General features: G+C 33.4%; 11 protein-coding genes. 7 read left to right on the top strand and 4 right to left on the bottom strand.

Annotated elements, in window-relative coordinates:
• Positions 1–89 precede the first annotated feature (89 nt).
• The 3 genes from BLP44_RS19690 to BLP44_RS19680 are packed head-to-tail and all read left to right on the top strand — an operon-like array spanning position 90 to position 2,151.
• Positions 90–887 carry an undecaprenyl-diphosphate phosphatase gene (locus tag BLP44_RS19690; RefSeq protein WP_008465138.1) on the top strand — a complete coding sequence of 266 codons (798 nt, stop codon included), beginning with the start codon at positions 90–92 and terminating at the stop codon, positions 885–887.
• Positions 887–1,582: a tRNA pseudouridine(55) synthase TruB gene (gene truB, locus BLP44_RS19685; protein WP_091135430.1), complete on the top strand. Its 696-nt coding sequence runs from the start codon at positions 887–889 to the stop codon at positions 1,580–1,582. Before BLP44_RS19690 ends, truB begins: the two co-directional genes overlap by 1 nt.
• A gap of 8 nt (positions 1,583–1,590) precedes the next feature.
• A complete protein-coding gene (locus tag BLP44_RS19680; protein WP_091135428.1) occupies positions 1,591–2,151 on the top strand; it encodes a hypothetical protein in 561 nt (186 codons plus the stop codon).
• 347 nt (positions 2,152–2,498) lie between these two features.
• Here the strand turns inward: BLP44_RS19680 and BLP44_RS19675 are convergent, their stop codons facing one another.
• Complete coding sequence (locus BLP44_RS19675; RefSeq protein WP_091135426.1) at positions 2,499–3,116, bottom strand: thioredoxin family protein; 618 nt, start codon at positions 3,114–3,116, stop codon at positions 2,499–2,501.
• A gap of 359 nt (positions 3,117–3,475) precedes the next feature.
• On the opposite strand from BLP44_RS19675, the gene pyrH reads away from it, so the two are divergent.
• The 3 genes from pyrH (at position 3,476) to BLP44_RS19660 (ending at position 7,441) form a co-directional block, all read left to right on the top strand.
• Complete coding sequence (gene pyrH, locus BLP44_RS19670; RefSeq protein ID WP_008465141.1) at positions 3,476–4,183, top strand: UMP kinase; 708 nt, start codon at positions 3,476–3,478, stop codon at positions 4,181–4,183.
• Positions 4,184–4,261: 78 nt separating this feature from the next.
• Positions 4,262–4,825 carry a ribosome recycling factor gene (gene frr / locus BLP44_RS19665; protein ID WP_008465142.1) on the top strand — a complete coding sequence of 188 codons (564 nt, stop codon included), beginning with the start codon at positions 4,262–4,264 and terminating at the stop codon, positions 4,823–4,825.
• Between the two features lie 120 nt (positions 4,826–4,945).
• On the top strand, positions 4,946–7,441 hold the full coding sequence (locus tag BLP44_RS19660) for a DUF5686 family protein (protein WP_091135424.1): 2,496 nt from the start codon (positions 4,946–4,948) through the stop codon (positions 7,439–7,441).
• A gap of 241 nt (positions 7,442–7,682) precedes the next feature.
• On the opposite strand, the gene BLP44_RS19655 is transcribed toward BLP44_RS19660, so the two are convergent.
• From BLP44_RS19655 to BLP44_RS19645, 3 genes are all read right to left on the bottom strand, one after another.
• A complete protein-coding gene (locus BLP44_RS19655) occupies positions 7,683–9,953 on the bottom strand; it encodes a cation:proton antiporter (protein ID WP_091135422.1) in 2,271 nt (756 codons plus the stop codon).
• Between the two features lie 113 nt (positions 9,954–10,066).
• Complete coding sequence (locus tag BLP44_RS19650) at positions 10,067–10,786, bottom strand: LytR/AlgR family response regulator transcription factor (protein WP_066033416.1); 720 nt, start codon at positions 10,784–10,786, stop codon at positions 10,067–10,069.
• Positions 10,749–11,510 carry a sensor histidine kinase gene (locus BLP44_RS19645; RefSeq protein WP_066033415.1) on the bottom strand — a complete coding sequence of 254 codons (762 nt, stop codon included), beginning with the start codon at positions 11,508–11,510 and terminating at the stop codon, positions 10,749–10,751. The genes BLP44_RS19650 and BLP44_RS19645 overlap by 38 nt, the downstream gene beginning before the upstream one ends.
• Before the next feature lie 287 nt (positions 11,511–11,797).
• On the opposite strand from BLP44_RS19645, the gene BLP44_RS19640 reads away from it, so the two are divergent.
• Entirely contained in the window at positions 11,798–14,164 is a 2,367-nt protein-coding gene (locus BLP44_RS19640; RefSeq protein WP_091135419.1) for an efflux RND transporter permease subunit, read from the top strand.
• Positions 14,165–14,487: the final 323 nt, after the last annotated feature.

The raw sequence follows: 14,487 nt of genomic DNA, 5'->3' as shown, positions 1-14,487 counted from the left end.
AGACAGCTTAGATTTCTTAGATCTTTATTAAATTAATCTTTTTAAATCTAAGAAGTCTAAGAAGTCTAAAATCTAACAATCTCAATTAAATGAACACATTACAAGCTATTGTTCTTGCCATTATTGAAGGAATTACAGAATTTTTGCCTGTTTCTTCTACAGGACATATGATTATTGCTTCTTCTTTTTTCGGAATCGCACATGACGATTTCACTAAACTTTTTACCATTGTAATTCAGCTTGGCGCTATACTTTCGGTTGTAATTTTATACTTCAAACGTTTCTTTCAAACCTTTGATTTCTATTTTAAACTTTTAGTTGCTTTTATTCCTGCAGCTGTTTTAGGATTATTATTAAGCGATTTTATTGATGGCCTACTAGAAAACCCAGTTACAGTTGCAATTTCACTTCTAATTGGAGGTTTAGTTTTATTGAAAGTAGACGAATGGTTTAACAAACCAAATGATCCAGAAGTTTCAACTGAAATTACGTATGCCAAAGCTTTAAAAATTGGTTTATTCCAATGTCTTGCCATGATTCCTGGAGTTTCTCGAAGCGGCGCAAGTATTGTTGGAGGTATGGCTCAAAAACTGACTAGAACTTCTGCAGCAGAATTTTCATTTTTCTTAGCGGTTCCAACTATGTTGGGGGCAACTGCAAAAAAATGCTATGACTATTACAAAGCAGGTTTTGAATTGTCTCATGACCAAGTAAATATGTTGGTTATTGGAAACATTGTTGCTTTTGCTGTAGCATTATTAGCCATAAAAACTTTCATCGGATTTTTGACTAAAAACGGATTCAAAGTTTTTGGTTATTACCGAATCATTGCCGGAATCATTTTATTATTGATTCACTTTTTCATTCATCCGCTTACGATTATATAATGACACCTGAAGAATATTTAGAAGGACAAGTTTTATTGATTGACAAACCATTAAAATGGAGTTCATTTCAAGCTGTCAATAAATTAAAATACCTTTTAATTAATAAAGTCGGACTTCCTAAAAAGTTCAAAATTGGCCATGCAGGAACTTTAGATCCTTTGGCAACAGGTCTTTTATTGATCTGCACTGGAAAATTCACTAAAAAGATTTCTGAACTTCAAGGTCAAGCAAAAGAATATACCGGAACGTTTTATATCGGTGCTACTACTCCATCGTATGATTTGGAAACTGAAATCGATCAGACTTTTCCAACAGACCATATCAATGAAGATTTGATTCATGAAACTGTAAAGCAATTTTTAGGCGAAATCGACCAAAAACCACCAATCTTTTCTGCCATTAAAAAAGATGGTGTTCGTCTATATGAACATGCGCGTGCGGGAGAATCAATAGAAATTGAAAGCAGAAAAACTACTATTCACGAATTTGAAATCACGAGAATTGCATTACCAGAAGTCGATTTTAGAGTAGTTTGTTCTAAAGGAACTTACATTCGTTCTCTTGCTTACGATTTTGGAAAAGCCATGAATTCAGGTTCGCATTTAACAGTTTTACGTCGAACTAAAATTGGCGATTACGATGTGAAAAATGCGATTGATATTAATTTATTTGAAGAAGAACTCCTGAAAAAATAAAACCGTATATGAAAAGAATTTTACTGACTATTGCATTTATTTCCTTTTTTAATTCATTTATACATAGTCAGGCAACTAAATTCACTTATATACAATTTGATATCACTGCCTCAATAACAGGTAATCCCGATAAAGATGATTCTTATTATTATCCTGAATCAACCTCATCAAATGCCTTTTTTGTCCCTAATGGTTTAGGAGCCAAAATCGGATATGGCGTTCATTATAAAAAATGGCTTACCCTTGGCCTTCACTCTGGACTAGACTGGAAATGGGATGATAAGCTTGTTGCTGTTCCTGTATTTTTAAATTTAGGATTAAGTCCAAAAGTAGGACCCGAAACCAGAATTATGCTTCAAGCTGGATACGGAAAAGGTTTTGCTTTGGGTCGCGGTAATTTAAATGGGGCATATAAAAGGGCAAAACTCGGCATTGGTTCTGATGATTTTATCATTTTTGCCGAAATTAGCGATTATGCTTTTCCTCTTTATGATCAAAAAAGCATCGGAACCATTTCTTTTGGAGTAACATTAACAGATTTCTTTCATTACAACTCTCAAGAAGATTAATTACTTCTCTAAAAGCAAAAAAGCACATTACATTGTTTGAAAAGTAATGTGCCAAGCTCTAAAGAAAAGTAATTTTATTCCATACTCATCTCGATTTAATAGTGAGGCACATTTTTCCCTCCAAACAAAAATTTAGAAAAGAAATCATAAAACCTTTCGAATAACTTTTTCATAATAGTGTATTTTTTAATTGTTAAACATTAAATAAACACCAATAAAAAGAGTAAATCTGAAAGTTATAATAGAAGTGGGTAAGCTTCACTAAGTTACGAAATTCTATTAAAGCGAAAAAGACTTTAAGATAATTTTATCAACCAATAATACTGTTTATCAACATATTAATCCGATTAAAGGCGATTATATTTGATATTTTCCATGATTTCGACCAATTCTTCTTGAACAGAAATTCCTTTATCTGCTAAATACCATAATTGAAGATCTGTTTTTATTTTTTCATCGATAGCGCCAACTTCTCTTTTATGTTTTTCCATTAATTCGGTTGCTCCTTTTGGTCTTGGCCCCCAATCGGCACGTACAATTCCTGCTTCTTTACAAATCACGATTACCTTTGGAATTGCTCTTCCGCCGTTAGTCAAATAATGGTTCATTAAATCGTCATTTTCATCACGTAATGCAATTCTCAAATCGATTCTTTTATTGGAAGCCAAAGCCATTTTGTTTAAAATTGGAAGAATCTGCGCCGCATCTCCACACCAACCTTCTGAAAGCACCAACCAGATATAATGATTATCTAAGTTTTGAAGTTTCTCTGCAATAGCCTCTGAAATAGTGATCGTTTTTTCCAGCCTGTTCATTCTGGCTTCATTTAATTTGGAATAATTGGTAAGACTTTCAGATTGTTCGTTTCCTGTTGATTTCCCTTCGGTTAATAAATCGGTTACGATTTTTCTGTATTCAGCATAAGAATGACTATTGAACAGTGCTTTGGCTACGATGCTTTTCATATTTATTTCATTTTTAGGATACAATAAAAATACAAAATTTAGGAAGACTGTGAAAATGACATTTGTCACATTTAATATTCCTTTTAAATTTTATTCAACAATAATTGTATAGCTTTTAAATGTACATTTACTGCAATGAGCGCAAAGCATTTTAAATGCTAAGCTTTGCGAACTTTACAAATTGCAGTTTTATCTATATAAAAATTCTTAGCGTACTTTGCGGTAAAAACAGATCCTTAGAACAAATCCCTTTTTAAGGCTTTAAATGGCTAAAATTGAAGCAAGAATTAATTTTTTGCAAACATTATTTTTAAAAATCAGAATATGTCTATATTTGCACAAATTAACGCAACACACACATGAAATATAAAAGAATTCTTCTTAAACTTAGCGGCGAAGCCCTAATGGGTGATTTACAATACGGTATTGACCCGAAAAGATTAGGCGAATATGCAGATGAAATCAAGCAGATTCACGACAAAGGAGTAGAAATTGCTATTGTTATTGGAGGAGGAAATATTTTTAGAGGCGTTGCCGGAGCAAGCTCAGGAATGGACAGAGTGCAAGGAGATTATATGGGAATGCTTGCAACTGTTATAAACGGAATGGCTTTGCAAGGCGCTCTTGAAGATAAAGGAATGAAAACTCGTTTGCAAACTGCTTTGAAAATGGAATCTATTGCAGAACCATATATCAAAAGAAGAGCTGACCGCCATCTAGAAAAAGGCAGAATTGTAATTTTTGGAGCTGGAACTGGAAATCCATATTTTACAACTGATACTGCAGCAGTTTTAAGAGGTATCGAAATTAATGCTGATGTTATTCTAAAAGGAACTCGCGTTGATGGCGTTTACGACTCTGATCCAGAAAAAAATGCGTCGGCAGTAAAATTTGATTTTATTTCGTTTGACGATGTAATCAAAAAAGGATTAAATGTAATGGACACCACTGCATTTACATTAAGCCAAGAAAACAAATTGCCAATCGTTGTTTTTGATATGAATAAAATCGGAAACCTTTTGAAAATCTGCGAAGGCGAAAACATTGGAACTGTAGTAAATATATAGTCATCAGTAACAGTTTTACAGTCGCACAATAAGACTTTAACTGAAAACTGAGAATGAAAACTGAAAACTAAAAAAACAATGACTGAAGAAATAGACTTTATTTTAGAAAGTACTGAGGAATCAATGAATGGTACTATTGCACACTTAGAGAAAGAATTTCTTAATATTCGTGCAGGAAAAGCTTCTCCAGCTATGCTTGGAGGTGTTTTTGTAGATTATTATGGTTCTTCTACACCACTTTCTCAAGTATCTAAAATCAGCGTTCCAGATGCTAGAACAATTACATTACAGCCATTTGAAAAAAATATGCTTTCTGTTATTGAAAAAGCAATCTTAGTCGCTAACATTGGTTTTAACCCAATGAATAACGGAGACGTTATCATCATCAGCGTACCGCCTTTGACAGAAGAGCGTCGCCGTGATTTAGCGAAACAAGCAAAAGCTGAAGCTGAAGATGCTAAAATTGGTATCCGCAATTCTCGTAAAGATGCTAATACTGATATCAAAAAATTGGAAAAAGAAGGAACTTCAGAAGACATCTGTAAATCTGCAGAAGAAGAAGTTCAGAACTTGACAAATGCTTACATTAAAAAAATTGATGAGTTATTGGCTGCAAAAGAAGCTGAAATCATGAAAGTATAAGTAAGTTTTGATTATAAAATAAAAAATCCGTCTGGTTTATTGCACTAGACGGATTTTTTTATTGCTATTTTTGCATACGAAAATTAATTTCTTTTCGTTTTTGAAACTATATCATTCTGTATGAAGCTATTTTGTTTTTTGACTTTGTTTTTTACGCTTACTCTTCAGGCGCAAATTCAAATAAACGGAATCGTAACCGATTCAAACAACAAACCTCTTCCGTTTGCCACCATTACCACCTCAGAAAACAATAACACAATTACAGATGTTGACGGAAAATTTATTTTTAAAATCAGTTCCTCTGCGACATCGCTTACGGTATCTTATATAGGCTTTCAATCCAAAACTATTGCTTTAATCAACAGCAAAACCTTTTATTCGATTTCGCTTTTACAGCAGACTGATGATTTAAAAGAAGTTGTGGTATCAAATGAAAATCCTGCTCTTACCATAATAAAAAAAGTTATTGCTAATAAGGCAACAAACGATCCGCAGAAGAAACTCAATAATTTTGAATATAAAACCTATAACAAACTTATCGTAACCGCCAATCCAGATTCGATTGACGGCCGTATTGACACAACAGCCGCTTATAAAGATTTAAACAAAAAAATCATTAACATCGATTCTTCTGATTATAAGTTTAAAGAAATTGTAAGCAAACAGCACTTGTTTCAGACCGAAAAAGTCTCTCAATATCAGTTTGGAAATAACAAATTAAAAGAAACGGTTCTAGGCACAAAAATCGCTGGTTTCAAACAACCGATTTATGAAGTTCTGGCCTTCAACCTCCAATCTATTTCGATTTACGATCCAAAATACGAATTGTTCGAAACCAAGTACGAAAATCCGATTTCCAAAAATGCTCCTTCAAGCTATAATTACAAACTGTTAGATACGGTTACCATTAGAGGCCGAGATGCGTATATGATTTATTTTAAAAACAAATCAAAACACAGAGCTTCTGGACTGGAAGGGGTTTTATATATTGATAAAGAAAATTACGCTGTCGCGAAAGCGGTAATGCGAATTAAAGGCGTTTTGGACATTAGCGGCATCCATGAATTTGAATATATTCCGAAAGAAAAAATCTGGTTTCAGAGCAATACCACTTTTAAAATCGTAAAAGGAAAAAATGACGACGATATTCGTATTTTAGGTGGCACCATTCAATTTGACGGAGATGTTGAAGATAATTACGAACGCAGAAAAAAAGTAGCTTCAGATTTCACCTATCTGCTTTCTGAAAGCAATAGTTTTGATGTTCGTGTAAATACCGACACTCCAATAAAAAATCCTTCGCTTTATATCGAAATCAAAGACGATGCGGCCAAAAAACCTGAAAGTTTCTGGGAGGCTTATCGAAAAGAAAATCTCGATCTAAAAAGTCAAAAAACCTATTTATTGCTCGACAGTCTTTCAGTTCGAAATAGAATTGAAAAACGTTTAGGAATTGGTCGAAAAATTATTAATGGTTTCTATCCAATTGGCCCTGTCGATTTGGATATGAAAAAAATTATAAGTTATAACAATTACGAAGGCTTTCGTCTTGGTGTGGGAGGTATTACAAATGACCGTTTATCTAAGTATTTCCGAGTTGAAGGCTACGGCGCTTATGGAACAAAAGATGGTGTTTTTAAATATAGCGTCGGAGGTGGCGTTTTATTAGATAAACATACCAATACTTGGATTAATGGCTATTATACTGACGATGTGCGAGAAATTGCAAGTACTGTTTTTTCTGTTGACAAACGTGTTTTTAAAATTTATGATCCGCGCCCAATAAACATTAGTACCTTTTACGAGTATATAGGATGGCGTACCAATATTCAAACCAAATTTATTCCGAAAACCGAGGCTGTTTTAGAACTTTCGAGAAATTATATTGAACCAAAATTTGATTATCTCTATAACCTAAACGGAAAACTGTATTCTAATTATACCATGACCACGGCAATGCTTTCTATTGTTTGGGCGCCATTTAGCAATTATATGCAAACTCCAACTGGAAGAACTGAAAGCGATAAAAAATTTCCGAGGTTTACTTTCCAATACACACAATCTTTGCCAAATGTTTTTGACAATGATTTTACTTTTAGCAAAATAGATTTTAAGGCCGAATACGAAAAACAGTACCTAAACCGTCAAAAAACAAGTTTACTTTTACAGGGAGGTTTGGCAATGGGAGATGTGCCTATTACGCATTTGTACAATACAGCACCAAACAACTTAACAAAAGAAACTGTCGTACAGCGTATCACTTTTGCGGGAAGAAATGCTTTTGAAACCATGTTTTTTAACGAGTTCTTTTCGAGCCAATATTTAATGTTTCAAATTAAACATGGTTTTGACCGAATCAAAATTATGAAACAAGTTCGTCCGTCATTGGTTTTAGTTACTAGAATGGCCTGGGGAAACATGGAAAAACCAGAACAGCATGTTGGTCCAGCATACAAAACGCTTGACAAAGGTTATTTTGAATCGGGATTAGAATTGAACCGAATCTTTAAAGGTTTTGGTTTGGGCGGATTCTATCGTTACGGACCAAATCAGTTATTGAGATTTGAGGATAATATTGCAGTTAAGATTTCTTATGTTCTTGACCTGGGACTTTAATTTTAAAATTCATTTTTTTTCGCCACTAATTCACAAATTTACCCACTAAAACTTTACAAAAATTTTACCGATGAATTTCACGAATTTCCGCTAGCAATCTGCGTAAATTTGTGCGATTTATCGACAAGTACAGCGTAAAGAAATTCATTAAAATTCGTGAATTCGTGGCTAAAAAAAAATCCCAAACTCCAGTAAGTAAAATTGGAATTTGGGATTGTAAAATTTTGGTATTTCAAAAAAATTATGGCTTAAGAATCAAAACTGACGGCGAATTATTAAGCCAAATACTTTGAGATTCTATTAGTTTTTTCCAACTTTCTAGACTGATAATCATCAAGTCCTGACTTTCTAAAAATTCTTTCTTCAATGTTCTGTCGTGCATAATCATGATATGATTTGGTGCAATCTGTTCAATAGAACGTATGGTTTCTTGAATTTCTCTTGTATTTTTCACTTCTCCGCCGGCATCTAAAACGGTAATCTGAGAACCGTTGTTATTGATTAGTTTTTTAGCATAATCAATTAAAAAAGCATCTTCTTTATTAAAAACAGGTATCAAAACTTGATTAACCTCTTCTAGATTTTTTTCAATGAAAATTCCAACTGGCATTTTTGCTTTAGCAATAATATGTCGTGTTCTTTCATCAAATGGAGAATTCTCAAACAATCCTTCTTTTCCTGTAAACTTATCAATCAAACGGTCTGGATTTACAATTCTGGTTGTAAACCCAAGAATTTTTCCAAGCAGCGTTCCGTCAAAAATAGATTGTCCTAAACCAATCAACAGTAAATCATACTCTCCTTGATTTGCGGTATCAATAATATCCGAATCAATATCATTTGAAACTTTAAACAAACTTACCACATTCTGATTCAGACGCTGTGACTCTTCAATTACAGGAACCAACATTTTGCGTTCATGTTCTTTAATGTCAAAAGAATGCACTTCTGTACTTAAAGACAAATGCATTGCGGTTACAATAGAATTATCACCTTGCTTTTTAACTAAACTATTCGCAATTTGAAGCAATTTTTTTCCCTTTTCTGGAGTTGCAAACGAAAGCAGAATTTTATACTTGCTTTTAGTTCCAATTTCTTCTGGAACTGCCGTAGTTTTATCTTTAAAAATAAATCCGATAAAATCTAATGCCGGACCTGTCATAAAAGTGGTCACCAAAGCCATAATGACCATCATAGTAAAAATCTCTGTCGACAATACCCCTAGATCATAACCAATATTCAAGACCACCAATTCCATCAGACCTCTAGTATTCATCAAAGCACCGATTGACAAACTGTCTTTCCAGTTTTGCCCCATGAATTTTGCTGCCAATGCGCTTCCGAAGAATTTTCCAACTACGGCAACTAAAATAATCAGACCGGTAATTTTCCATAATTCAGGGTCATTCAATAATCCGATTTGGGTACGTAAACCTGTAAATACGAAAAACAATGGCAATAGCACAATAATCGAAACGTCTTCAACTTTTTCAATAAATATGTTTCTGAATTTGTTGTTTTCTGGCATAATTGCTCCCGCTAAAAAAGCCCCAAACAAAGCGTGAATTCCAATTAATTCTGACGCATAAGCAGAAATTAAAAGCGTAATAAAGAAAATCGCAACAACAGGTTTGTTCAAACTTTCGCGTGTTGCATTCAAATCTCCTACTCTTTTTAAGAATGGGCGAACAATTTTAAGCATTATAATGACATACAAAATCGCCATTCCAATTACATACAATGAGCTTGAAAGTGAACCTGCTTTTACAATGGCAATAACAACTGCCAAGATACACCAAGCCGTAACATCGTCTGCAGCGGCACAAGTAATGGCAATAGTACCGAGTTTAGTTTTCTGCATGCCACGTTCTTGAACTATTCTAGCTAAAACAGGAAAAGCTGTGATACTCATGGCAATACCCATAAACAATCCGAAAGAAGAAAATTCAACTCCCATTGGAGCATAGATTTCGTAAATAAAATATGCCAATGATAATCCTAAAGCAAACGGAATTACAATACTAGCGTGACTAATGACAACTGCATCATGCGCCTTATTTTTCAGCACTTTTAAATCCAATTCCATTCCGATAACAAACATAAAAAGGATTAAACCAATTTGGCTTAAAAACTGTAGATTGCCTAAAGATTCTTTTGGAAATAAAGCCGCTGAAAACTCCGGAAAATACATTCCGACCAAAGATGGCCCCAACACAATTCCCGCAATCATTTCGCCAATTACAGACGGTTGTCCTATTTTTCTAAAAAACCATCCAAATAAACGTGCAACTAAAATAATGGTAACAATCTGCGCCAATAAAATGGCCAAAGGATGCTGCAGGTTATCGACCATAGAATGAAGAAAGTCTTTCCAATGGTTGCTTTCAACACTTTTCTTTACAATATTTCGCCCCACTTCTAATGCGGCGCCTTTTGAAATTACCCAATATATCAGCGCTGTAAAACCACCAATAATTGTTATGTAGAATAGAGAGTTCTTAATGTTATTCATAACTCGTTCTTTAGATTTATTGCAGCAAATATCAGAACTGAGTTTTAAGTGAAAAAGCAAATTTCCTGCTAATTTTCAATGTATGTAACAAGTCGGAAAAACTTTGTAATAAGTTATAATTTTACCTTTTTCAAAAAATCAGAACGATACGTTTCACTTAAAATTAAAGCTGTATTTTTATTAGTTTCTTCCAAATGATGAAGCACAATTTCATTATGATTAAAAAACTTTATTGCCTTCACCGCTACAATTTCTTTTTTATTGATTCGGCAGAAATCAGCATCAGGCAATTCGTTTAATAGCGTGTCGAATTTTACATTTTTTAAATTCAAAAAACTGCCATCAGTAAGCAGAACCGTTTTATCGCGACTATCACTCGCAGCCGTTTTTATGTATTGAATTGTATTAAAATACAATAACGTTTTTCCTTTATCAGTGTTGAGCTGTATAAACTTTTTATCAGAATTTGATTTCTCAAAACGCTCAAAAGCCTTTGTAATGGCTTTTTGCAAACGTTCTAATTTTACAGGTTTTGTAATATAATCTACAGCATCTATATTAAACGCTTCAGCCGCATACTCTTTATAGGCCGTACAAAAAATCACCAATTTGTCCTGCAGTTTTTCTGCCAGATGCAACCCGTCAATTCCGGGCATTTCAATATCCGAAATCAGCAGATCAAAATCTAACTCAGGAATATCAGACAAAAGTTTTTCAGGATTATTAAATGTTTTCACGATTTCCAATTCTGGAATTTGTTCGCAAAGCATTTTAAGATACGTTAATCCTGGAATCTCATCGTCCAGAAGCAAGCATTTCAGTTTTGTATTCAAGTAAATCAATTTTTAGATGAGCAATATAAACATCGTTTTCTATAAACTTATCGAGTTTAAAATTATTTTTATAAATGATGCGAAGACGGTGCTCAAGCGTTGCGTGTCCAAAACCGCTTCGTTCCTTTTTCAATACTTTTTTATCGGAAATTTTATTGGAAACCGTCATAAAAAAAGCATTATTTTTAAACTCAAAAACTACCGAAATAAAAGCATCTGCACTCTGAAGATCAGCATGTTTAAAAGCATTTTCAATTAAATCAATCGAAATTAAAGGCGCCAGCAAAGGCTGATCATACAATTTATCTTCCTGATTAATATTGGTTTTGACTTTAAGCTCAAAAAGCGGACTAATTTTAATTTTATTGATTTCGATTAAATTCATCGCAAAATCAATTTCTTCTTTGGCCGTTACAAATTTCTTTTTGCTTTCGTACAAAATATAATCCAGAACATTTGCAAGTTTATCTAAAGCAAAATAAGTCTGATACGCATGCGACTGAATCGAATTTAGAATATTCTTAAACAAATGTGGATTCAGTTTTGATTCCAAATTCTCCAATTGCAGATCGTTGACTTTTGATTCTAAGGCATAAAAACTTTTTTCTGCATCTTCCTTAGCTTTTTTGGTTTGCATCAATTGATAAATCATAAAACAAATGATAACAATTAAAAGCAACAGAATTGCAAGAAAAATAAAAGTAGTTGTATTGTTTTGCTGCATTTGCGTGGTTTTATATTTAAGTCAAATTCACGAATAAAATTACTGAATCCGATTCAATCTGTTGAATCTGCATGAGGCTTTTTCGTTAAGAAAATTATCTAATCTAAATTTTCTTAAAATCGAAATTATTTGCAAATATGAGAAAACGTTATGGTTTACAGCTAAAACAAGGCAAATTATGACAAAAATAGCACTATCAATTTTGTGTTAACGTTAAGTAAAATAGATTCGAATATTTATGATTTCGAGCACTTTTCACTACATTTGCATCCATTTTTAAAGATTTTATGAAAAACACTGTCCAAGTTGGATTTTGGGAAAAATTAGCCCGAATCATACTTAAAAACAGAATTACGATTCTGGTTATACTTTCTGCTTTAACTATTTTCTTTGGTTATCAGTGGAAGAATCTTTCTATGACTTATACTGAAGCCAACTTGCTTCCGAAAAATCATATTGCAAATAAAGATTATCAAAAATTCCTAGACAAATTTGGCGAGGAAGGAAACCTAATAGTTATTGGTTTCAAAGATCCTAAATTCTTTACACCAAAAAATTATGCGGCTTGGACCGAATTAATGAACGGTTTGAAAAAAGCAAAAGAAGTTGATTTGGTTATTTCTTTGAATGATTTAAAGAAACTTGAAAAAGATACTGTAAATCAAAAGTTTGTTTTAGCGCCATTTATTGACGAAAGCAAAGCGCTTGACGCTAATTATTTAAAAAGTGTTCAGTATGATTTGTTTCACAATCTGCCTTTTTACGAAGGTTTGCTGTTTAACAAAGAAAGCGGAAGTGTTCGTTCTGCAATCTACATGAACAAAGCGCTGGTAAACACGGCTGAGAGAAAGACTTTTATCTTAAAAGATTTAGTTCCGAAAATCGATAAATTCGAAAAAACAACTGGAATCGATCTTAAAGTTTCAGGAATGCCTTACATCCGTACGATCAATGCGGATAACATGAAAGGCGAAATCGGACTTTTTATTGGAGCGTCTTTATTGACGGTTTCTTTGATTTTCTTTTTCTTCTTCCGTTCGTTCAGAGCCACTTTTATTTCGATTTGTATTTTAATTGTCGGCGTAACTTGGTCGTTTGGAACTCTTGGATTGTTTGGTTATAAAATCACGATTTTAACAGCAATTATTCCGCCACTGATTATCGTAATCGGAATTACTAACTGTATTTTCTTAATCAATAAATATCAGCAGGAAATAAAACTGCACAACAATCAGGCAAAAGCATTACAGCGTGTGATTTCAAAAATTGGATCTTCGACTTTGATGACCAATTTAACAGCCGCAATTGGTTTTGCAACTTTGATGATAACAGGAAACGAATTGCTTTTTGAGTTTGGATTGGTAACTTCTATCAACGTGCTTTCTGTATATACTTTGACACTTTTCATTGTGCCGATTATCTACAGTTTTATGCCATTACCAAAAGCAAAACATTTATACCATTTAGACAAAACATATATTTCGACACTTTTAAATACGGTTGCAACTGTAGTGAAAGGCAAAAAAACTATCGTTTATATCATTTACGCGGTACTTTTTGTGGTGAGTTTAAATGGAGTGAGACAAATGAAAGTGTCTGGAAGTTTAATTGGTGAAATGCCAAAAACGGCTTCTTTCTTTAAAGATATTTTATTTTACGAAAAAGAATTCAACGGTGTAATGCCATTGGAAATCATGATTGACACCAAAAAGAAAAAAGGTGTTATGAAACCATCTACAATTCGTAAAATGGACGAATTACAGAATACTATTTCTGAAATTCCAGAATTGGCAAAACCAGTTTCTGTTGTAAACTTGGTTAAATATGCAAAACAGGCTTTCTACAACGGAAATCCTGAATATTACCAATTGCCTACTTCTCAGGAACAGACTTTTATTTTGGGTTATGCTAAAAATGCAACCAAAAACAGCAAAGAAAATTTGATGAAAGCGTATGTAGATTCAACTGGGCAATATGCCAGAATTACGACTTTCATGAAAGATATTGGAACGGATGAAATGGCAAAAGTAGAAGGGAAATTGCGCGAAAAAATTGATGAGATTTTCCCAAAAGACCGTTATGAAGTTACAATTACAGGAAAAGCATTGGTTTTCCAAAAAGGAACAACTTACTTGGCACACAACTTAATCGAATCATTGCTTTTTGCCATATTAACAATTGCAATTTTGATGCTGTATTTGTTTAGATCGTTCAAAATGGTAGCGGCATCTTTGATTACGAATATTTTACCGCTTTGCATCACTTCTGGATTAATGGGGTATTTCGGAATTCCGTTAAAACCTTCAACGATTCTGGTATTCAGTATTGCTTTCGGAATCTCGGTTGATAATGCAATTCAGTTTATGGCGAAATACAAACATGATCTGATACAAAACAAAGGAAAAGTAAAGAAATCTGTTTTCAGCGCTTTGAGAGAAACTGGAGTAAGTACGTTCTACACTTCTGTTGTTTTAATTTTAGGTTTTGCGACTTTCACTTTATCAAGCTTCAGCGGTACAATTGCTTTAGGAGGATTAATTTCTTGTACTTTGGTTTTTGCTATGTTTGCTAACTTGGTTGTATTACCTTCATTGGTTTTAACTTTTGAGAAGAAGAAAACAAGGAAAGAGGAATTGGAGAGTTTGGAGAAGTAATTTTTTGCGACGAATTTCACGAATTGACACAAATTTAAAAAACATAAATCTTTGTCAAAGTTTTAAACTTTGACAAAGATTATTAACGCACAGTTTGTCATTCCGAGGAACGAGGAATCGCACTCGGAAATCGACAAAGATTGGCGACTTTCTTTACGGAATTACTAGTGTGATTCCTCGTTCCTCGGAATGACAAAAACAAGAGAAATTGCTTCTTTTGAAACCGATTGCCCTAGCCCTGATAGAAGCGACATCCTTTTTCTTGCTCCTTTAGCAAGAAAAAGATATAGCGGATAGCAGGAAACAGCTTCAAAAATTAATTA

It is taken from the genome of Flavobacterium anhuiense (genome assembly GCF_900101855.1).
GTDB classification, from domain to species: Bacteria; Bacteroidota; Bacteroidia; order Flavobacteriales; family Flavobacteriaceae; genus Flavobacterium; species Flavobacterium anhuiense.
This window is presented reverse-complemented; position numbering and strand designations above follow the sequence as displayed.